This window comes from Frankia sp. AgPm24 (genome assembly GCF_023243055.1).
Taxonomy (GTDB): Bacteria; Actinomycetota; Actinomycetes; order Frankiales; family Frankiaceae; genus Frankia; species Frankia umida.
Genome location: NZ_JALKFW010000172.1, coordinates 9,696 through 33,485 on the forward strand (window position 1 = coordinate 9,696; position 23,790 = coordinate 33,485).

4 protein-coding genes are annotated in these 23,790 nt (G+C 70.2%); all 4 read right to left on the reverse strand.

Annotation, left to right across the window (positions count from 1 at the left end; translation table 11 throughout):
- Positions 1-96: 96 nt before the first annotated feature.
- The 4 genes from MXD61_RS11245 to MXD61_RS11260 all read right to left on the reverse strand — a co-directional run bounded on the left by MXD61_RS11245 (position 97) and on the right by MXD61_RS11260 (position 23,550).
- Entirely contained in the window at positions 97-1,368 is a 1,272-nt protein-coding gene (locus tag MXD61_RS11245; RefSeq protein ID WP_248812785.1) for an MFS transporter, read from the reverse strand.
- Entirely contained in the window at positions 1,365-21,539 is a 20,175-nt protein-coding gene (locus MXD61_RS11250; RefSeq protein ID WP_248812786.1) for a non-ribosomal peptide synthetase, read from the reverse strand. Before MXD61_RS11250 ends, MXD61_RS11245 begins: the two co-directional genes overlap by 4 nt.
- Positions 21,540-21,568: 29 nt before the next feature.
- On the reverse strand, positions 21,569-21,787 hold the full coding sequence (locus tag MXD61_RS11255) for an MbtH family NRPS accessory protein (protein ID WP_248812787.1): 219 nt from the start codon (positions 21,785-21,787) through the stop codon (positions 21,569-21,571).
- Between the two features lie 170 nt (positions 21,788-21,957).
- Positions 21,958-23,550, reverse strand: a complete 1,593-nt coding sequence (locus MXD61_RS11260) for a tryptophan halogenase family protein (protein ID WP_248812788.1) — start codon at positions 23,548-23,550, stop codon at positions 21,958-21,960.
- Between the last annotated feature and the right edge of the window lie 240 nt (positions 23,551-23,790).

Below are 23,790 nucleotides of genomic sequence, written 5' to 3' on the forward strand. Positions count from 1 at the left end.
CTTCTGTCTGCTCGGACGACGCCCCCGCCGGACCCGGCACCGACACGCGCCACGCGGCGGAGCAGGACGAGGCAGGGCGACGGAAAGGTCGGAGGGTCAGGCCGCCTCCGCCACGGAGTCGGGGCCCGACGTCTCCCGGCGGTCGAGCCGTGCCTGTCGGACCGGCGGGCTGGCCACAGCGACGATCGTCACCAGAACCATCACCGCGCTCAGCCAGAGCACTGTCCGAGGTCCACCGAACACGCTGAGCAGCGCGCCCGCGGCCAGCGGGCCGACGGAGTTCGCACCGGAGCTGAGCAGGTTGGCCACACTTCCGACCCGGCCCTGCATCTCGTCCGGAGTGATCTGGACCTGGTACACCCCGGCGGTCACATTGATCAGTGCACCGCCGAACAGCAGCGCCGCGGACAGCACCCCTAACAGGACCGGTTCGGCGGTGAAGGCCATCACCGGCATCACCAGGGTCCACACCGCGAAGACCCCGACGATCACCGTGCCCGGATGCACGCGACGGATGACAAAGGAGCCAACCAGCGCGCCGCCGATGCCTCCCACCCCGGACACCACCCCGATGACACCCATCACGGCGGGCGAGCCGCCGTGTTCGTTGACGATCACGGCGACCGCCAGCCGGAGCCCGTTGAACAGGATGTTCGTCACCGACACCAGCAGGACCGCGATGCGCAGGAACTGCTGGTGAAGCACCCAGCGGACGCCCTCGGCAACCTCGGTCCGCAGCCTTCGCCGGACCGCGCGCCGAACGACCTGCAGCTTCTTCCTGACCAACAGAAGGTTGAACAACGCGACAAGGTGGACGACCGCGGTGAACAGGAACGGCGCCCACCTGACGACGGCGAACAGCGAACTTCCGGTGGGCTGGCCGAGCAGGCCCGCGGCCCGGCCGCGGGCCTGGTTCTGGGACAGCGCGGCGACCAGGTGGTCAGGATGGACCACGTTGCGCACCGCGGCCTGCTCCGAGAGCCGGTAGAAGATCATGGCACTGGTCTCGATGAACGCCACAAGCGCCATGTGCGGCAGCCACAGCCGACCTGACAGCAGGGCGACGCACACGCTGGCCACCGACACCGCGCACACCGCGTTGCAGCAGATCATCGTCCGGCGTCGGTCCCACCGGTCGACGAACACCCCGGCTGGCAGCTGGAGGAGCAGCAACGGCAGCAGGGCGGCGGAGGCCACCAGTCCCGCCGCCGCCGGAGAGTCGCGCTCCCAGATCATCAGCAGCGGATACGTGACCGTGGTGACCGAGTTGGCCCAGGTAGCGAGGCCGGCCCCGGTCCACAGGAACCAGAAGTCGCGGTTACGCCGCAACGGGGGCACCACCACCGCCGGTCCGGAGACGGCGCTCATCCGCCGCGCCCGACGTGGACGGCCGAGTCGAGGAAGACACGCACGACGTCCTGGCCGGCGAACCCGTTCGTCAGGACCACCCAGCCCGCGCCGGAGCGCAGCCTGCACGTGGCGAGCGCGTGGTAGCCCACCGGCGACCCGCCGTGGCCGAAGGTCGGTTCAGCGCCGGATCCGTCCACGACCGTGCCCAGGCCATAGGAGCTGTCGGGGTCGGGGGTCAGCATCGCCCGGGCGAGTTCCTGGGACAGGCGCGCGAAGGGGCGGCCAAGCCAGGATCTCCTGATCTCCTGGGTCAGCCTCGCGATGTCCGCCGCGGTGGTCCACAGCCCGGCGGCCGCCATGTCCGGGCGGCGCAGCCAGCCGTCCTCGACGGGTGTGCCGTCAGCGTGGTGACCACGGGCCACCGGCCGGTCGGTCCGTTCCGGGAACGCCTGGTCGAAGTCACTGCCGCCCATGCCCAGCGGCGCGAACACGAGTGCCCGCATGAGGTCGGGGAACTGTTCCCCGGTCACGTCGACCATCACCTGCTGGAGCACGGAGAAATGGACGTTCGCCTTGCGGAACACGGCGCCCGGGACCAGTTCGCCGACGACCGGCGCGTTGGTCGCTGGAGCCAGGCCGTGGAGCAGGTCCAGCAGGGTCGGCACCGCCCCGGGCCGATAACCCTTGCCCTCGTTCGGGGTAAGGCCGGACCGGTGGCCGAGCAGCTGGCGGATGGTGACCGGCGACGCGTGCCGGCCCTCGGGAACCCGCCAGCCCCGCAGGTAGACGTTCACATCCTCGTCCAGGTCGAGGACACCGTCGTCCACCAGTCGCAGCATCCCGAAGGCGGTGACGTGCTTGCTCATCGAGCCGACCTGGAACACGGTCTCAGGTGTGACCGGGTCGCCCCCGCCGGCCGCGAGCGAGCCGAACGACTCCACCGCCAGCAACTCGCCGCCGCCGATCAGGGCCACGCTCGCGCCGGGGGTACGCGCGTCCGCCATCGCGCTCGCCGGTGAAGGCAGGACCCGGCCGGGAGCTTCGCTCGGCACCGCGCGAGGCCTGGTCACGGCCCCGTCGGGCGGGACGGCGTCACGCGTGGTTCCCTCGGACTCCGTGGCGGCCGCGGCCGCGTCGATCGCCGCGGCGACGCGGCCGAGCGTGCGGTGCTGGTAGAGCATGAACAGGGTCAGCTCCAGTCCGGCCGCACGCGCCTCGGCGACCATCCTGATCGCGATGATCGATTGGCCGCCGATGTCGAAGAACGAGTCGCTGGTGTCGAGGTCGGGCAGGCCCAGCATCCGCGTCCACAGGTCCCGCAGCGCGCGTTCGACCGGAGTGCGCGGCGTCGCGCCCGCACCGCCAGCCTGTGCGGAGGGTCTGGGCAGGCGACGCTCGTCCACCTTGCCGTTGGCGGTCAGCGGCATCGCGTCGAGCGCGACGAGCGAGGCCGGCACCATGTGGTGCGGAAGCTGCTCGCCAAGCCACGGGCGCAGGTCCTCGGGATCGCCGGCGCCCGTGGCGAGCACGACATAGGCCGCCAACCGCTGATCTCCGGGAGTGTCCTCGCGGACAGTCACCCTGGTGGCCGTGACCGACGGGTGCGCGTCGAGCACGGCCTCGATCTCGCCGAGCTCGACGCGGTAGCCCCGTACCTTGACCTGTCGGTCGATCCGTCCCTGGAACTCGAGGTCGCCGTCCGCCCTTCGCCGGACCAGGTCACCGCTGCGGTAGAGCCGCGAGCCGGGAGGGCCGAACGGGTCGGGGACGAACCGCGCCGCCGTCAGCTCGGGCCGGCCCGCATACCCCCGTGCCACCCCGGCTCCACCGACGTACAGCTCGCCGGCCACCCCGGCCGGCATCAGGTCCATCCGGTCGTTGAGCACGTACGCCGTCATGTTCGGCAGCGGCCGCCCTATCGGCACGACCGCCCCGCCGGGACGGTCGTCGAGCGGGTGGACGCAGGTTCCAACGGTCGCCTCGGTCGGGCCGTACTCGTTGATCAGAACGGCTCCTGGCGCCAGCGCCCGCCACCTGTCCACCGTCCGCGGCGGCAACGCCTCACCGGCCACCACGACCACCGAGGCCAGGTCGGCGGCCTGCGCAGCGGAGAGCTGCGCGGTCAGGATGTCGAGGTGGCCGGGGGTGAGCTTGATGAAGCTGTAGGGACCGGAGGCGACCAGGCGCTCGCCGAGGAGATCCAGACCCAGATCCGGATCCAGCACCGTGACCGGCTGACCGGCCAGCAGCGGCGCCCACAGGTTGGGGACCACGAGGTCGAAGGCGATCGAGGAGAACAACGGGGCACCCGTGCTGCCCCGGGCCGCCAGCTCGTCCACCGCCCACCGCAGGTGGTTCGCCAGGCCCCGGTGAGTGACCTGCGCTCCCTTCGGCCGGCCGGTGGAACCCGAGGTGTAGATCACGTACGCCAGCGAGTCCAGGTCGGGCGCGGCACCGAACGGCGGGGCCGGTGCCTGCTCGACCATGTCGACCCGGACGAGCGTGCCGGTGAAGCCGGCTCCGAACCGCCCGGTGTGGCGGGAGTTCGTGATGACGACGTCCGCGCGCACGTCCTCGATCATGTAACTGATCCGCTGGTCCGGGTGGGACGGCTCCAACGGCAGGTACGCGCCGCCGGCCTTCCACACACCCAGCAACCAGGCGATCAGATCGGCACCACGGTCGAGCAGGACGCCGACCACGGACTCCGGCCCGACACCGAGGTCACGCAGGTGGCGCGCGTACCCGTTGGCGCACGCGTCCAGGTCGGCGTAGGACCGGGACGTACCCGCAGCCCGCACCGCCACCGCGTCCGGCGACGCCGCGGCCTGCTCCTCGAACAACTCGACGACACTGCGGGTCACGGCCGGTCCGGGGTTCCCGGCCCAGTCACCGGCGAGCTGGTCGCGCTCCGGTCCGGACAGCAGCGTGGCCCTCGCCTCGCCCTCGCCGTCGGCCGCCATCGCCATGAGCACCGTCCGGTACAGCCGTGCGAGCCACTTTCCGCGCGCCTGGTCGAGGACACGACCGTCGATCGTCAGGACAAGTCCGCCTTCCGCGGTGGAGACCGCGAGCGGGAACTCGGTGAGGCTGGACCCGGAGCTTCCGCCCGCCGCGACGTCGGCCCCGGACAGCCCGAAGTCCTGGTAGCTGAAGCGGGTGTCGACGAGCCGGTCGACCTCGGCGATCTCGTGCTGGATCGCCGCCATCGGGAAGTGCCTGTGCGGCCATGCCCGCAGTTCCTCGGCGAAGACCTGGCGCACCAGGTCACGCCAGGTGGACGCGGACATGTCGGCCGGGAACGGGAGCGTGTTCAGATGGAGGCCGTACACCTCGTCCGCACCCACGGTGTCCGGTCGGGTGTGGGTGACCACCCCGGTGAAGAACCTGCGTTCCCGGGTGAGCTGGCTGAGCACCTTCAGGTGGGCGGCGAGCAGGACGCTCTTGACCGATGCGCCGGCCGCCGTCGCCAGTGCGCGCAGGCCATCCGTCAGATCGTTCACCTCGACCCTGAGCTGGTAGGTACCGGAGTCGCCGCCCCAGCCGCCCGGCAGCTCGAACCGGGCGCGGCCGGCGACGAGGCCGCGCCAGTGATCACGGTCCGCCGGTGATTCCAACGCGCGCAGTTCGGCCGCCACGACGTCGGCGTACCGGATGTCGGGGGGGTTGTGCGGCGGCACGAGGCCGCCGTCGCGGAACGCCCGGTAGAGCTCGAGCAGTTCGGTCCGCAGCATGCTGAACGTCCAACCGTCCACGATCAGATGCGAGATCGTGATCGTCAGTCGCCAGCTCCCGTCATCCGCGGTGTGCGCGCAGACCCGCAGCATCGGCGCCGACTCCGGAGGGACAACGACCCGGCTCTCGGCCTCGACGAACGCCCTCAGATCCTCGTCACCGGCAAGCTCGACGACCCGCAGCGGAACCTGGGCCCTGGCATGGACGAGCTGCATGGGCACCGAGAAGGTCGCCAGATCGACCGAGGTGCGCAGCACCTCGTGCCGCGCCACGATCTCGGCCAGCGCCCGCTCCAGAGCACCGGCGGAGAACGGCTCCGCCGCGCCGACGGCCATCGACGCGACCCGGTGGTACCGCGGCGGCCCGTCGCCGGCCATCATCTCGACCAGCATGCCGGTCTGCGTCCGCGACAGCGGGTAGGCGTCGACGATGCCTGTTGCCGGGAGCCTGCCGCGGTCCGCCTCCCCAAGCAGCTCGAAGGGCGCGACGGCCCGGTCGTGGGCGGCACCGGAACGGCCGGGCAGCACCGCGCACACCGCAGCGACAGTCTGATGTTCCAGCAGGTCCCGTGCGGTGACGTCCACCCCCGCCACCCGCAGTCGACCGGAGATCATCACTGCCCGGATGGAATCCCCGCCGAGGTCGAAGAAACCGTCCGACGTGCCGATCTGCTCCACGCCGAGGACCGCCTGCCAGGCCGCGACCAGCTGCTCCTCCAAAGGTGTGGCCGCTGGTACGTAGCGCTGCCTGGCGAAGGCCGACCGGCCGGGCGCGGGCAGGGCTCGACGGTCCAGCTTTCCGTTGGCCGTCAGAGGGACCCGGTCGATCACCTGATACGCGGCCGGGATCATGTAGTCCGGGAGCGTCTGGCCGAGCCAGGAGCGCAGGGCGGCGGGATCGGGCTCCTCGGCCGCCGCGGGCACCACGTAGGCCACCAGGCTCCGGTCGCCGGAATCGCCCGCACGGGCGATCACCACGGTCTCCCGCACGCCCGGATGCAGGCTCAGCGCCGCCTCGATCTCGCCGAGCTCGACGCGGTAGCCCCGGATCTTGATCTGGTCGTCGACCCGTCCGAGGAACTCCAGGACGCCGTCCGGCCGACGGCGGGTCAGGTCACCCGTGCGGTAGAGCCTGGAACCCGCAGGCCCGAACGGGTCGGGCACGAACCGCTCGGCCGTCAGCTCCGGCCGGTTCAGATACCCCCTGGTCACCCCAGGGCCACCGACGTGGAGCTCGCCCGGGACTCCGAGCGGCGCCAGGTTCCCGAACCCGTCCAGCAGGTAGGTGGACAGATCCGCCAGCGGACGTCCGATCGGACTGCCCGCGCCCGCTGCGAAGTCCCGTCTGGAGTATCGGTGATAGGTCGTGTAGACGGTGGTCTCGGTCGGTCCGTACATGTTCGTCAGCGCGACCCGGCCAAGCCCGATCCTGTCCGCCCATGGCCGCAGTTCTGCCGTCTCCAGCTTCTCCCCCGCGAAGACGATCGCGCGCAGTGCCAGCCGTGCCGCCCGCGAATCCCCGCCGGCGATGATCCCGCTCAGCGCCCGGAACGCCGAGGGTGTCTGGCAGAGCATCGTCACCTGGTGCTCCACCAGCAGGTCCAGGAAGTCCTCCGGTGATCGGGTCACCGCGCGCGGCACCGTCACCAGGGTTCCGCCGTGCAGCAGCGCGCCCCACATCTCGAACACCGACACGTCGAACGCGTAGGTGTGCGACAGAGCCCACACGTCGGACTCGTCGAACGCGTAGTGCTCCTGCGCCACGTCCATCAGGCGCACGACGTTCGCGTGGCTGACACCGACCCCCTTGGGCCGGCCGGTGGAGCCCGAGGTGTAGATCACGTAGATGAGGTTGTCCGGATCGCCGAGCGGGGCCGGGTCGGTGTCCGGGACCGTCGCCGGCAGCTCCTCATCGAGCACCACGACCTCGCCGTCATGGACCCGCTCGATCGCGGCGGCCCGCACGGCATCGGCCACCACCACTGACACCCCCGAGTCAGCCAGCATGAAGCTGCTGCGCTCGGCGGGATTCGACGGATCCAACGGCAGGTACGCGGCGCCCGCCTTCAGCACGCCCAGCAGCGCCGGCATCAGCCAGGAACCCGGTAGCAGGCACACCCCGACCACCGACTCCGGGCCGGCCCCCAGGTTCCGCAGACGGTGCGCCAGCCGGTTCGCCGCGGCGTTGACCTCCGCGTACGTCCGCGGCTCGCCGTCGGAGATCACCGCGACGGCGTCCGGCGTGCGGTGTACCTGCTCCTCGAACAGCTCGTGCACGCAGCGGGACACCGTCCCGTGCGGGGTCGCCCGCGTGGCCTGTTCCAGCAACCGCTCACGTTCCCCGGCGGGCAGGTACACCGCCCTGGCGTCGCCGTCGGGATCGACGGTCATCGCCTCCAGAACCGCCCGGTACATCCCGGCAAGCCGCTCGGCGTTGGCCTGGCTGAGCACCCGTTCGTTCGAGTTCACCCAGAGCGTGTCGCCGCGGTTGAAGACCGACAGGGCGAACTCGTTCGGACCGACGTTCGTACGGGTGCCCGCGGCGACCCGACCGGTGTCGACCTGATGGAAGTCGAGGTAGTTGAACATGACGGTCATCAGCCGGCCGCCACCCCACTCATGCTGGATCACGGGCATCGGGTGGTAGCGGTGCGCCCACAGCTCGACCTCGCGGTCGAAGACCTGGACAAGCAGCTCCCGCCAGGTCCGGGCCCGGCGGTCGACCGCGATCGGCAGGGTGTTCACGTACATGCCCAGCACCCGGTCGGCGCCGAGGATCTCGGGACGGGTGTCGCAGACCAGGCCGGTGTGGTAAGCGGTCCGGTCGGTGAGCTGACCCATCACCTTGAGGTGAGCGGCGAGAAGGACGCTCTTGAAGGAGACACCCACCGTGCTGGCCAGCGCCCGCAGGTCGGCCCCGAGGTCCTCGAAGGGCACCGGGACGTACACCGGATCGTCGGAGTCGCCGGCGAGCTCGGCCGGAACCGCCACGGGCTCGTGGTCGGCGACGACGCGCCGCCAGTAGGACCGGTCCTCCTCGGAGGCCAGCGAGCGCAGCTCCGCGGCGATCGTGTCCGCGAAGCGGACCCGCGGCCGCTCGTACGGTTCCTCCCGCCGCCCCGAACGGATCTGCTGGTAGAGATCCAGCAGCTCCTCGAGCAGCAGGTGGTAGCTCCAACCCTCGGTGATCACGTGGGTCTGGGTGAAGGTCACCCACCAGGCGTCATCGCTCTCCACATGGGCGATGATCCGCAGCAGCGGCGCCCGCTCCAGGTCGAAGCCGGTGGCGCGCTGTTCCTCGATCAGTTCCTGCCGGATCCGGCCGAGCTCCTCCTCGCTCCGTCCACGCACGTTCCGGAGATCGACTACCAGTTCGGTGGTGTCGTGCACGAGCTGCAGGGGCTGGGAGAAGCCGTGCAGCCGGACGGATGTGCGCAGCACCTCGTGCCGATCGACCAGCCCGGTCACGGCTGCCTGAAGCGCCTCGGGCACCAGAGGCTCGCCGTCGGTGACCCGGAAGGTGTTGATGATGTGGTATGGGCTGCGCTCGGGGTCCGCGAGCAGCTCGATGATCATCCCGAGCTGAGTACGACCCAACGGGTAGGCGTCGACCACCCCGGCCGGCAGTGTCGCCCGGTCCTCAGGGGAGATCAGCCCGAACGGCGCCACGAGGACGTCCCCGGTGTTCGGAGCCCGATCCGCGACCAGCTCGCAGAGCCGCTCGACCGTACGGGCCTCGAAGACGTCGCGCACGGCGACGTCGACCCCGTCCGCGCGCATCGCCCCGACCAGCGCCACGGCGCGGATGGAGTCGCCACCGAGATCGAAGAAGCTCTCCCTGACCCCGACCCGCTCCAGCCGCAGCACCTCGCGCCAGATGTCCGCGACCCTGGACTCCAGCGGCGTGCGGGGAGCCACGTACTCGCCGGCGGTGAAGGAGGTCTCGTCCGGTTCGGGCAGCGCGCGCCGGTCCAGCTTCCCGTTCGGGGTCAGCGGGATCGCGTCCATGGCGACATAGGCGGCCGGCAGCATGTACTCCGGCAGCGTGCGCGCAAGCCAGACACGCAGTGCCTCCGGTGCAGGCCGCTCCCCCGCCGCCGTGAGATAGGCGATCAGCTGCTCGTCACGGACGACCACGACCGCCTGCCCGACCTGCGGGTGCGCGCCGAGGGCGGCCTCGATCTCCCCGGGTTCGACGCGGTGGCCGCGCACCTTCACCTGGTCGTCGAGGCGTCCCAGGAAGTCCAGCGCGCCGTCGGACCGCCAGCTCGCCAGGTCACCGGTGCGGTACATCCGGGCCCCCGGAGGGCCGTACGGGTCCGGCACGAACCGCTCGGCGGACAGCTCCGGCCGGTCGAGGTAGCCACGGCCCACGCCGACGCCGCCGACGTGCAGCTCGCCCGGCACACCAGCGGGCACCGGTTCGGACCACTCGTCCAGCACGTACAGCGCGGTGTTCCGGATCGGTGTGCCGATCGGCACCCGACCCGCGCCCACCGCAGAGGTCAGCTCCGCGTGCGTGACGTCGTCCGAGCACTCGGTGGGGCCGTAGGCGTTCACGATCGGAATGTTCGGAAAGCGCTGGAACCATCGGGCGCACAGTTCCGGGGGCAGGGTCTCTCCCGTCACCACCAGCCGGCGCAGCGCGGGCAGCTCGGCGACCGGCGCGTCGGTGTCCCAGACGTCCAGGCCTGCGCGCAGCAGGGAGGGAACAACCTCCAGGACGGAGATCCCCTCAGCGGCCACGATCTCGAACAGCGCGGTGGGGTCCAGTGCGGTGTCCGGGTCGACCGCCCGGACCCGGCCACCCACGACCAACGCCGCCAGCATCTGCCAGACAGAGATGTCGAACGCCGGCGAAGCGTTCTGCACGACGCTGTCGGCCGCGGTCAGCCCGAAGTCCTCGATCTTCGCCAGCAGATGGTTGCCCATGCCGCCGCGGTGCACCATCGCGCCCTTCGGGGTTCCGGTGGAGCCCGAGGTGTAGATGACATATGCGAGTTGGTCGGAGGTGGCGGCGCTGTCCGGGCCCGCGGGCGGAGCGGAGCTGTCTGCCGGGGCCAGGGCCGGACCGCCCGCGGCGGCCTCCCAGCCATCCAGCGCGATGGTCTCGATCCCCTCGACCTCCAGCCCCTGGCGGGTCAGCAGGATCCTGGGCCGCGCGTCGGCAAGAACGAAGGCCAGCCGTTCGGTCGGCATCTCCGGGTCGAGCGGCAGGTACGCGCCACCCGTCCTGAGCACAGCGAGCACCGCGAGCACCAGCTCGGCGGAGCGCTCCAGCCGGATGGCCACCAGAACCTCGGGTCCCACCTCCAGGCCACTGAGGTGGCGCGCGAGCCGCTCGGCCCGCGCGTCGAGCTCCGCGTAGGTCACCTCGCCCCCGGAGTCGACGACGGCGACGGCCGCGGGCGTCTCCCGGGCCCGACGTCCGAACTCCGCCGGGACGTCGATGCCGGCGGGTTCGACGGGCGCCGCCGCGGGCAGCAGGCGCTCGCGCTCGCCGTCAGGCAGGCGGGTGGCACGCGCGTCGCCATCGGCGTCCGCAAGCATCGCCGCCAGCACCGCCCGGTACATCCCGGCGAGCCGCTCACCAGACGCCCGGCCCAGCACCCGGGTGCTGGTCGTCAGGTTCAGGCGGTTCCTCCGGCAGTGCAGCGTCAGGTCGAACTCGGTCTGTGACACCCCGAACCGGGACGTGGTGTCGATCGACTCCGTGGCCGCGTCGGGCAGGTCGACGTAGTTGAACACGACGTTGAGCAACCGCTCGCGGTGCCAGCGCTGCGTGGCCGGGAAGGGGTACCGCCGATGCGGCCAGAGGCCGACCTCCTGGTCGAACACCTGCTGCACCAGTTCCCGCCAGGTACGCGCGGTACGCGTCGCAGGAAAGGGGACAGTGTTGAGGTGCATCCCGTACACCCGGTCGGCGCCGTGGATCTCCGGCCGCGCATCGCAGACCAGACCGACGTGGAAGGCGTGCGCCTCGGTGAGCTGGCTCATCACCTTGACGTGCGCGGCGAGCAGCACGCTCTTGACCGACACATGCAGCCGCGCGGCCAGCGCGCGCAGCGCCTCCTCGACATCGTCGAGCGGCACCAGCAGGTCGTAGTACTCCACGGATCCGGCGTCCGCACCGGGTCCGTCCCCCCAGGCATCCGGTAGGGCGACCGGCGCGTGGGTGTCGACGATGTGGCGCCAGTAGACGCTGTCCTCGGCTGAGCCCAGGGACCGCAGTTCGGCGGCGATGTGGTCGGCGAACCGCGGGCCCGGAGGTTCGTACGGCTCCGGGTCGAGACCGTCCCGCAACCGCCGGTAGCAGCCCATCAGCTCGGCGAGCAGCCAGCTGTGGCTCCAGCCCTCGGTGATGGCGTGCGGGCGGCTGATCGAGAGCCACCAGCTCCGGTCGCCGTCCAGGTGGGCGGCCACCCGCAGCAGCGAGGCGGCGCCCAGGTCGAAGGGGGCGTCGCGCTCCTCGGCGAGCCGGCGCATCAACGCCTCCCGGTCCCCGCGCACGTCGTGGACCACCACCAGAGGATCCACCCCGGTGTGCACGATCTGCATCGGCACCGAGTAGGAGTGCAGGTCGAAGGATGTGCGCAACAGATCATGCCGGTCGATGACGATCCGGGCCGCCCGCCTCAGGGCGTCCTCGGCGAACGGGCGGTCGTCCGAGACCCGGTAGGAGACGAAACTGCGGTAGGCGTTGGCGCCGGTCAGCATCTCCACCACCATGCCGATCTGCACCTGCGACATGGGGTACGCGTCCGCCACCGATCCGGGCAGCCGGTCCCGCTCGGCGGCCGACAGAAGGGTGAACGGCTCCACCAGCCGGTCGGCGTCGGCGAGGCGGGTCCGGCCCTCGAGTAGATCGCTCAGTCCGGCGACGGTCCGCCTGTCGAGCACATCCCGGACGGCGACGTCGATTCCGCTTGCGCGCAGAGCGCCGACCAGGCGCACAGCCTTGATCGAGTCACCGCCCACCTCGAAGAATCCGTCGTGGACTCCGAGGCGGTCGAGGCCGAGCACGGCCTGCCAGACCGCCGCGATCCGTTCCTGCAGCGGCGAGCGGGGCGAGACGTAGTCGGTACGCGCGTAGGCCTCGCGGTCGGGCGCCGGCAGCGCCCGCAGATCCAGCTTCCCGTTGGCGGTCAGCGGGTTCGACTCCATCGGGACGAACGCCGAGGGCACCATGTAGTCCGGCAGTTCACGCCGGCAGTAGTCGGTCAGGTCGGTCGGTGTCGGCGGCGGGTCCCCGACCGCGACGTAGTACGCCACCAGCATCCTGGCGCCGTGTGCGTCATCCCGGGACACGACCGCCACGCTGCGCAGCCGCGGATGGGCGGCCAGCACCGACTCGACCTCGCCGGGTTCGATCCGATAGCCGCGGATCTTGACCTGGTCGTCCCTGCGGCCCACGAACTCCAGTCTCCCGTCGGGACGGCGACGCGCGAGGTCACCGCTGCGGTACAACCTCGCCCCGGGCGGACCGAACGGGTCCGGCACGAACCGCTGCGCGGTGAGCTCTGGCCGGTTCAGGTAGCCGCGCGACAGCCCGGGGCCGCCCACGTGAACCTCACCCGGTACTCCGAGCGGGACCAGTCGCCCGTGTCCGTCGAGCAGGTGGACGCGCAGATCGTCGAGCGCGCGCCCGATCAGGCTGGCCGACCTCGGCTCCAGATCGGCGCGCATGATCTCGTGGTGGGTGACGTGGACCGTCGTCTCGGTGATCCCGTACAGGTTGACCAGCACCGGGTGGTCCAGGCCGAGCCGGTCCACCCACGGGTGCAGATCGGAGGGCTCGAGCCGCTCGCCGGCGAACAGGACCATCCGCAGACCGAGCCGGGCCAGCCGCGGATCACCCGCCTCGGCCGCCGCTGTCAGGGACCGGAAGGCCGACGGCGTCTGACTCAGCACCGTCACCCGGTGCTCGATCAGCAGATCCAGGAACTCCTCCGGTGAGCGCGTCACCTCACGCGGCACGACGACCAGGGTGCCGCCGTGCAGCAGCGCCCCCCACATCTCGAACACCGACACGTCGAAGGTGGCCGCGTGAAACAGGCTCCACACGTCCGAGTCGGTGAAACGGTAGTGCTCGCTTGCCCGTCGAAGCAGCCGCACCACGTTGGCGTGGCTGACGCTGACGCCCTTGGGCCGACCGGTGGACCCGGACGTGTAGATGACATAGGCGACGTTGTCCGCATCGCTGCGGGCGGGCTCGCCGCCGGGTGGCGGCGCGGACCCGACCACCGCCGGGGGGTCAAGACCCACGACCACCAGCTCGCCGTCGAACAGGTCGGCGAGCAGGGACCGCTGCTCCGGCCCTGTGACGACGACCGACACACCCGCGTCGGTCAGCATGTAGCCCAGCCGCTCCGGCGGCAGGCCCGGGTCCAGCGGCAGGTAGCCCGCGCCGGACTTCAGCACGCCCAGCAGCGTCGGGACCAGGTCCGGCCCGCGTTCCAGGCACACGCCGACCAGGGACTCCGCGCCAACGCCCATGTCCCGCAGACGACGCGTCAACCCGTCGGCCCGCCCGTTCACCTCGGCGTAGGACAACCGCACACCGTCCGCCACCACCGCTGTCGCCTCGGGCACCCGCGACACCTGAGCCTCGAACAGCTCGTGCAGGGACTCCGCAACCGGGTGGGCGTCGGTCCCCGGGTCCAGACCGAGCAGCCATTCCCGTTCGCCGTCCGGTAGACAGGTCTCGCGCGCGTCTCCGTCCACGTCGGCCGCCATCGCAGCCAGGACCGCACGGAACATCCCCGCTATCCGGTCGGCGTTGGCTGCGGACAGGACGTGGGTGCTGGAGCTCAGGCTGAGGATGCCCCGCAGCGCGGTCACCCGCAGCGCGAACTCGTTCGGCGCATCGTTGAAACCCCAGCTGTCGTCAGCGATCTCCGAGTCGAGCCGGTGGAAGTCGAGGTAGCTGAAGAAGACATCGACCAGCCGGCCACCTGGAGCGTGACGGATGGCGGGCATCGGGTATCGCCGGTGCGGCCATGCCTCAGCCTCCCTGTCTGCCACCTGGCGTACCAGGTGCCGCCAGGTGGCGGCGGAGCGGTCGGCCGGAAACGGCAGTGTGTTGAGGAAGTTCCCGTAGATCCGGTCGGCTCCGTCGGCCTCCGGACGAGTGTGGGTGACCACGCCGGTGTGGAACTCCGGCTCATCGGTGAGCTGGCTCATCACCTTCAAGTGGGCAGCGACGAGGACGGATTTCATCGATGTCCGCGCCGCGGCCGCCAATGCGCGTAGGCCCTCCTCCAGGTCCTCGAAGGTGGTTCCGGTGCGCACGATCTCCGGCGGCTGTTCGAGGTCACCGTGCCAGCCCGCGGGCAGCGTGAACTTCGCATGGTCGCGGACAACACTTTGCCAGTACGCACTGTCCTGCGCGGACTCCAGCGACGCCAGTTCGGCAGCGATGACGTCGGCGTACCGCAGCGCCGGCTCCGACCAGGCCTGCGGCTCCAGCCCGTCACGGACCCGCCGGTAGCAGCCGATCAGATCCATCAGGAGGAGCTGGTTGCTCCACCCGTCCATCACCGCGTGGTTCTGAGTGAACGAGCACAGCCATTCCCGATCACCCCGCAGGTGCGCGAACACCCGAAGCAGCGGTCCGGACAGGTCGAAGACGTCAGCCCGCTCGGCCGCGACGAACTCGGTGACCACGGCCCGCTGTCGCTTCTCGTCGAGATCACGGATATCCGCCCAGGCGATTGGGACGGCGCCCTGTTCGTGGACGAGCTGCAGCGGCACGGAGTACCCGGTCAGGTGCACCGACGTCCGCAGCACCTCGTGCCGGGCCACCATCACGCGGACCGCGTGGGAGAAGGCGGCGGGATCGAACGGGGCGTCATCGTGCACCTCGTACACGTTGACGTTGTGGTAATAGCTGCGGCTCTCGTCTGCCAGCATCTCCACCAGCATCCCGGTCTGGACCTGGGACAGCGGGTACGCGTCAACCACTCCTGCCGGCAGCCCGACCCGGTCCTCGGCGGGCATCAGCTCGAACGGCCGGGCGGACAGCTGTTCGCCGGACAGCTCCGACCTCTCGGCGGCCAGCTTCGCCAACGCGGCGACGGAGCGGTGGCGGAACACGTCCCGGACGGAGATGTCCAGTCCGCTGGCGCGGACGGCACCGACCAGCGCCACCGCGCGGATCGAGTCACCGCCCGCCTCGAAGAACTCGTCGTGCACGCCGACCGCGTCCACGCCCAGGACCACTCGCCACGCGGCCGCGACCCGCTGCTGCGCGAGCGTGCGCGGCGCGACCTTCACCGGCCCGGCGAGTGCGGACCCGCCCGGATCGGGCAGTGCCCGCCGGTCCAGCTTCCCGTTCGCGGTCAACGGCATCGAGTCCAGCGCGACGAAGGCCGAGGGCACCATGTAGCCGGGCAGCTCCTGGGCCAGCTGTTCGCGCAACGCTGTCTCGTCGACGACGTGACCTGCCGCCGGGACCAGGTATGCGACGAGCTGGCCGGCACCGGAGGAGTCCGTGCGTGGCACGACCCGCACCTCCTCGACCCCGGCCCAGCCCTCGATCACGGACTCGATCTCACCGAGCTCGACGCGGTAGCCACGGATCTTGATCTGGTCGTCGGCGCGGCCCAGGAAGTCGACGTTCCCGTCGGCGCCCATCCGCACCCGGTCGCCGGTGCGGTACAGACGTCCGCCCGGCACGCCGTGCGGGTCCGGTACGAACCGCCGCGCCGTGAGCTCCGGACGGCCGGCGTAACCCCTGGCGAGTCCGGCGCCACCGACGTACAACTCGCCGGGAGCTCCGGGCGGGACCGGTTCCAGGTACTCGTCGAGCACGTACATCGTCACGTTCGGCAACGGCTGCCCGATCGGCGCGACCTCCGCTCCCGCCGCGGAGATGACCGCGAAGGTGCAGGTTCCGACCGACGCCTCGGTCGGCCCGTACTCGTTGAGGATCGGCACCGACGGCGCCAGCGCGCTCCAGTCCCGCACGACCCGCCGGGTCAGCGCCTCACCGGCGACGACCAGCACGGCCGCGAGCCCGTCGGCCTGTTCGGCGGGGAGCTGGTGGGTCAGCACCTCCAGATGCGCGGGGGTGAGTTTGATGAAGCTGTAGGGCGCGCGTCGGGCCAGGTACGAACCCAGCTCGGCCAGATCGGTGTCCTGCGGCACCATGTGCACCGCCTGGCCCGCGAGCAGCGGAGCCCACAGATTCGGCACCACGAGGTCGAAGGCGATTGAGGAGAACAGCGGCGCGCCGCCGTCTCCCCGCGACGCCAGCTCGTCCACCGCCCACTGGACGTGGTTCACCAGTCCGCGGTGCGGGATCTGCACCCCCTTGGGCCGGCCGGTCGAGCCCGAGGTGTAGATGATGTAGGCGAGGTGGTCCAGATCCGCGGCCCGAGGCGGAGGTACCGACGGCCAGGAGTCGAGAGCGGCACGGTCGGTGTCGACGAGCACGCTCGGACCGTCGAAGTCCAGGTCCGACCGGTACGACGACCGGGTCACCAACACGGCGGTGTCGGCGTCGGCGAGCATCTGCGCCACCCGCACGGCCGGGAACGCCGGGTCGATCGGCAGGTAGGCCGCACCCGCCTTCCAGGTCCCCAGCAACGCGACGAGCAGGTCGACACCCCGGTCCAGCAGCACACCGACGACCGACTCCGGCCGGGCACCCAGTGAACGCAGATGATGGGCGCACTGGTTCGCGCGCGCCTCCAGCACGGCGTACGTCACCTCGGTGTCCTCCGCGACCACCGCGATCGCGTCCGGCGTCAGGGCGGCCTGATCCTCGAAGAGCTCGCACACCGACCGTGCCACCGGCGTCGCCGGATTCACCGCCCAGTCGCCGAGCAGCCGCTCCCGCTCGTCGTCGGCCAGGAACGTCGTCCGGGCGCTGCCCTGGGGGTCGGCGGCCATGGCCGCCAGGACCGCGCGGAACATCGTGGCGATCCGTTCGGTGTTCGTCCGGGTGAGCGCCCGTGAGTCGGCGGTCAGGAAGACATGTCCCGCACGGGCGGAGACGGTGAGCGGGAACTCGGTGGGGCTGTCGTCGATCCCGACGACACTGTCGACCAGCTCGCGGTCGACCTGCCGGAAGTCCTGATAGTTGAAGAACACATCGACCAGCCGCTGCGGCTCGCCGAGCAGCCGCTGAACGGCGGGCAGCGGGAACCTGCGGTGCGGCCAGGAGCCGATCTCACGGGCGAAGACCTGGCGGACGAGATCCAGCCAGGTCGTGGCGGACCGCTCGAACGGCACCGGCAGCGTGTTGAGGTACATGCCGTAGACGCGGTCGGCGCCCAGGACCTCCGGACGCACGTCGTAGACCAGCCCGGCGTGGAACTCGGCAGCGTCCGTGAGCTGACTGAGCACCTTCAGGAAAGCCGCGAGCAGGACGCTCTTCAGCGAGGCGTCCGCGGCGATGGCCAGCGCGCGCAGATCGGTCTCCAGATCGGCCCAGCTGATCCGCACGTGGCTCATGGTGCGCGGCCCGTCGGGCTCGCCCCAGCCGTCCGGCAACGTGAACTTCGGGTAGCGCTGGACGACACCACGCCAGTGGTCGGCATCCGCCTCGGTGCGCAGCGCGACCAGTTCCGCGGCTACGGAATCGGCGAAACGGACGGCGGGAGCCTGATACGGCTCGGGCTCCAGTCCGTCCCGGATCCGCCGGTATGCCCCGAGCAGCTCCATGAAGAGGGAGTGGTAACTCCACCCCTCCATGATCGGATGACACTCGGTGATCGATATCCACCAGCCGCCCTCCCCGCTGTGGTGCGCGTGGAACCGCATCAGTGCAGGGACGCTCAGGTCGAACGCAGTCGCCCGCTCCCGGCGCACGAACTCCCGCAGCGCGGGCAGCTGCTCCCCGCCCGGCAGACCGCCGATGTCGTGCACTCCGACCGACACCTCCGCCGAGGCGTGGACGAGCTGCATCGGGACCGAGTAGTCGGTCAGATGCAGCGAGGTGCGCAGCGCCTCGTGGCGGGCGACGACCAGCCGCGCGGCGCGCTCGAACGCCCGGGACGAGAACGGCTGGTCGTCGAGGATCCGGAAACTGCTGCAGTTGTGATAGGTGTTGTCACCGTCCTCGTCGAGCATCTCGATGACCATTCCGGTCTGGATCTGGGTCATCGGGTACGCGTCGACGACCCCATCGGGCAGCTTCGCCCGGTCCGCCGCCGAGATCAGCGCGAACGGCGCGACGAGGGTCACCTCCGGCACGCTCGACTCCGAGCGCTCGGCCAGCAGCTCACACAGCTCGGCGACGCTGCGCCGGTCGAACACGTCACGGACCGAGAGGTCATAGCCCTCCGCGCGCAGCACCCCGACAAGCGCGACCGCCCGCATCGAATCGCCGCCGAGTTCGAAGAACCCGTCGTACACGCCCACCCGGTCGACTCCAAGCGCCTCGGCCCAAACGAGCGCGACGCGTTCCTCGGTCGGAGTCCTCGGCGCGACGTAGTCGCCGCGGGAGAACGACTCCGGGTCAGGCGCGGGCAGCGCGCGCCGGTCGAGCTTCCCGTTCACGGTCAGCGGGATCGATGTCAGGGTCACGAAGCTCGCCGGCACCATGTACTCCGGCAGTGTGCGCCCGAGCAGTTCGCGCAGTTCGGCGGGTTCGGGTGCGGATCCGTCCGACGAGACGACGTAGGCAACCAGGCGCCGGTCGCCGGGGATGTCCTCGCGGGCCACGATCACCGCCGACCGGACCAGGGGGTGAGTGGCAAGCGTCACTTCGATCTCACCGAGTTCGATCCGGTAGCCGCGGATCTTGACCTGGTCGTCCGCCCGTCCCAGGAAGTCCAGACTGCCATCGGGGCGGCGGCGCGCGAGGTCGCCGCTGCGGTACTGCCGAGAGCCGGGTGGGCCGAACGGGTCCGGCACGAACCGCTCGGCGGTCAGCTCGGGCCGATTCAGGTAGCCGCGGGCCACCCCGGCCCCGGCGACGTGAATCTCCCCTGGCACCCCCAGCGGACTGAGACCGCCTGATCCGTCCAGCAGCCGCACGCTCAGGTCGGCGAGGGGTCGGCCGACAGGGTTGCCGCCGCCCGTCACGTCGGTCAGGCCGATGCGGTGATAGGTGGTGTGAACGGTCGTCTCGGTGATGCCGTACATGTTGGCCAGCACCGGGCGTTCGGCACCGAGCCGCTCGATCCACGGCTTCAGCTCCGGGATCTCCAGGCGCTCACCAGCGAAGATCACCGCTCGCAGTGCCAGCCGCCCGAGACGGTGGTCACCGTCGGCGGCGGCCACTGTCAGCGACCGGAACGCCGAGGGCGTCTGGCTCAGCATCGTCACCCGATGCTCGACCAGCAGGTCCAGGAACTCGTCCGGAGACCGGGTGACCATACGGGGCACGATCACCAGCGCGCCGCCGTGCAGCAACGCGCCCCACATCTCGAACACCGACACGTCGAAGGCGAAGGAGTGAGCCAGCGTCCACACGTCCGAGTCGGTGAAACCGTAGTGCTCGTCGGCGGTGCGCATCAGCCGGACCACGTTCGCGTGGCTGACGCAGACACCCTTGGGTCGTCCCGTGGAGCCGGAGGTGTAGATCACATAGGCCACGTTGTCCGGACTCGACACGGACAACGGGTCTGACTCGGATTCGTCACCCAGCGCCGTCTCCGGGGCGTCGAGGACCACCAGCCGCCCTTCGAACAACCCCACCAACGACGAGGCGCGCGCGGAGTCGGTCACGACCAGCGAGACGTTCGCGTCGGCGAGCACGTAGCCCAGCCGATCCGGCGGATTCACCGGATCCAGCGGGACATAACCCGCCCCCGACTTCAGTACGCCCAGCAGTGTCGGGATCAGCTCCGCACCGGGGTCGAGATGGACCCCGACCAGCGTCTCGGGGCCGGCGCCCAGCCTCCGCAGCCGGTGTGCCAGCCGGTTCGCCCGCCCGTTCACCTCCCGGTAGGACGACGTGACGCCGTCGGCGACCACCGCGGCGGCATCCGGCGTTCGCACCACCTGCGCCTCGAACAGCTCCTGCAGGCCCGCGGGCACCGGTTCCACCCGCGGCGCGCCACCGGTGACGAGCGAACGCTCCGCGCCGTCCAGGAGATCGAGCTGGGACACTGTCGCGTCGCTGTCGGCGACCGCGGCCTCCAGCAGACGTATGAAGTGCCCCGCCAGACGGCGCACGGTGTCCGCCTCCAGAAGCGACGTGGCGTAGACGAACTGGCCATCGAACGCGCCGTCCGGCGCGTCGTCGATCTGGAGCTCGAGATCGCACTTGGCGACCTCTCCGGTCGCCGGATACGGCTCGACCGCAAGCCCGGGGAGATCGAGGATGGCACCACCGCGCTGATGCAAGGTGAACGCCACCTGGTAGAGCGGTGAGCGGGACATGTCCCGCTCCGGCTGGAGTTCGTCCACCAGCCGGGCGAACGGCACCGCCTGGTGATCGTAGGCGTCCACCAGTGTGCCGTGGGCGTTCAGGAGCAGGTCACGGAAGGTCGGGTCGCCGTCCCAGCGTGCGCGCAGCACCAGGTTGTTGATGCAGTAGCCGATGAGCTCCTGCAGCTCGGGACGCGTACGGCCGGAGACCACCGTTCCCACGGGAATGTCGCTCTGGCCCGTGTAGCGCGCAAGGAGGATCTGGAACGCGGTGAGCAGCACCACGAACGGAGTCGTCTCCTGGCGCGCCGCCAGATCGCGGATCCCTGAAGCGAGTGCTCCGGGGAACGCGAACGAGACCATCGCGCCGTGGCTGCTACGCAGGGCGGGGCGGGAGCGATCGGCGGGCAGGTCGACAGACGGGAGGCCGGCGAGCTGCCGGTGCCAGTAGTCCAGGTGCCCCGCGAGGCGGTCTCCGGACATCTGCGCGCGCTGCCAGGCCGCGTAGTCCGCGTACTGGAACGGCGACGCCGGCAGCCTGGCCGCCTCCCCCATGGTGAAGGCGCGGTAGAACGCGCGCAGCTCGGCACCGACGACGCGGGTGGACCAGGCATCGAAGGCAATGTGGTGGAAGACGATGGTGAGCAGGTGGTCGTCGGGCGCCAACCTGAACAGCCTCGCCCGCACCGGCCGGTCCCGTTCAAGATCGAACGGGGTCACCGCCTCCCCTGCGACGATGTCGGCCAGGCGGTCCGGGGACTCCTCCACGACCGGGAGATCGAAGTCGGCGCCGTCGTCGATGATCTGAACCGGTTCCGCGCCATCGAACCCGTACCGCGTCCGCAGGATCTCGTGCCGCGCGATGAGCTCAGCCCATGCGCCCCGCAGTGCCCGCTGGTCCAGCGGCCCACGCAGGCGGAAGGCGAACGGCACGAGATACTCCGCACTGCCCGGGTCGAGTCTGTCGAGGAACCACATCTGCTGCTGGCCGTGGGACAGCGGAAGTGACTCCGACCGGTCAGCCCGTGGGATCTCGGCGCCACGCCGCGAGCCGCCACGGAGCCGGTGACGGAGAAGCTCGTCCCGTAGGCTCCTCAGGGCGGCGCCCTGCTCGATTTCCCCGGTGCTCATCGCGACTCCAATCGGCTTCGGGTTCAGATCTAGTCGTGCGCTGCCTGTTCCATACGGCGACGCAGGCTCAGCGGCCGCATGTCGGTCCACACCTCGCCGATGCGCGCAAGGCACTCGGAACGCTTTCCCTCGGTGCCCTCCGTGTGCCAGCCGGCCGGGAGATCCCGGTCCGCGGGCCAGATGGAGTACTGCTCCTCGTCGTTGAGCACGACCTTGTAGAGCTGGTCGTCGTCCTGTTCCTGACCCATTGCTGCTCCCCATGCTCGGTACTGGGACGTCTGCAGAGTTTTCCCTCCCGCGATACTCGGCCTATATCCCGACTATCCATCGGGACTGAGGGCGTCCGACCGGGCCGGGCGAGGGACCCGGCACGTTTCTCCGCCCACGCGGACCGCGCCCGGCGCGACCCCGGACCGGATCAGTGGCCGTGCAGGGTGCGCAGGTACTCGTACGCCGTCGGGAGGATCGTTGCCAGTTCCGCCTGCTTGCGTTTGATCTCGTCGAACACCAGCTCCGCACCTTCCGCCGCCTCCGGGCGGAACGCCATGGACGGCAGCGGATGGTCGGGCAGGACGTCGAGCCCGGCAAATATGCAGTAGTAGCTGCTGTTGGTCCAGTAGTTACGGAACTCGGCTTCGAAGTTCGAGTAGTAGGTCGACTCGTCGGTCACCGGCATGTTGATGGCGAGGCCAGCCCGGTAGGCCGCGATCTTCTGCTTGATATCATCGGCGAGCTCCAGCTCCTTGCACGCCCGCCAGAACGGCGTGTCGGCGCGCGGGGCAAGCGTGAAGTGTGCCTGGATGAAGTCCCTCGAATCGTCGAACATGATCTCTATCTCACGATTGAAGGAGTCGCGGAGGATCGGGTCGAAGCGCTTGTCCGGAAAATGTTTCCCGAGCTGGTAGAGAGCGGCGGTTATGAAGTAGATCCCGGTCGACTCCAGCGGTTCCAGGAAGCATGAGGAGAGGCCGATGCTGACGCAGTTCCTGACCCACGCGCGCCGGTTCCGGCCGACCCGGAACTTCAGATGGTTGAGCGGCTGCCGCTCCGGATCGAGGTCCCACAGAGCGCAGAACTCCCGGGTTGCCTCGTCGCGCTCGGTGAACCGACTGGAATACACGTAGCCCGCGCCGAATCTTCCGAGCATCGGGATCTTCCAGGTCCAGCCCGATGTCATGGCGATGGCAGACGTGTACGGCTCGATTCCTTTCGCGGCGTCGTCGTGCGGCACCGCCGTGGCGACTGCGCTGTCGTTGAGCAGGTGGTCGCTCATGTCCAGGAACGGCTCGCGCATGGCCTTGTTTATGAGCAGCCCTCGGAAACCCGAGCAGTCCACGAACAGGTCACCCTCGATGATCCGCCCGGACCTCGTCCGCAGCGCCTGGATATATCCGCGCTGGTCGATGACGGCATCCGTCATCTCGTCCTCGATGTGGACGGCTCCCTGCTTCTGCGTGGCGAAGCGGCGCAGGAAGTCAGCGACGAGCCGGGCGTCGAAGTGCCATGCGTAGTTGGTCCACCGCGTCCCGTCGGCGTACCGCGGGGCAAGATTAGCGTCGACCGCCGGCGGCTCCCGGTAGCACGCGTAGTCGAAGGGCTCGTCCGTGAGCGAGCTCAGCCGCTTGGCGGCCCAGTAGTGCGAGATGGGCAGGTTCTCGTGCGTCGGCAGGAGACCGAAGAGATGGTAGTAATGGTCCGTCCCGCCACGGAGTGGGCGGGCCACCGCGCCACCGGACCCGTCCGTGCGCCAGTTGATGAACTTTATACCCATCTTGAAACTTGCGTTGCACTCGCGCATCCACTCGTCCTCGGCGAGGCCGAGAAAATCGAAGAACGTCTTGTGTAGATTGGGTACCGTCGCCTCGCCGACGCCGATCCGTGGGATCGTCGGCGCCTCCAGGACAGTGATCCGCGCGTGTTCACCGAGCACCTTTCCCAGATAGGCGGCTGTCATCCAGCCCGCCGTTCCGCCACCAAGAACGACGACATCTTCGATGCGGTGATCGTCCATCCCGGTCGACATCCTCCGCTTGTAGAATATTTTCGCAGGTCGGTTCACTGTTCCCGGGTAGCCGATACAGCGGCTATATCGGGGCTATCCCAGATCTTTCGCGCCTGGACCGGGTGTGATCGTGGGCTGGTCTCCCACTCTTGTTGATGTTGAGTTATGCCGCTTGGTCTGGGTGTGGCCGTGGCGGGGTGCCCCGGCTGTCGCGCGGGGTGGGGTGCCCGGTCCACGTCCGGGGGTGTT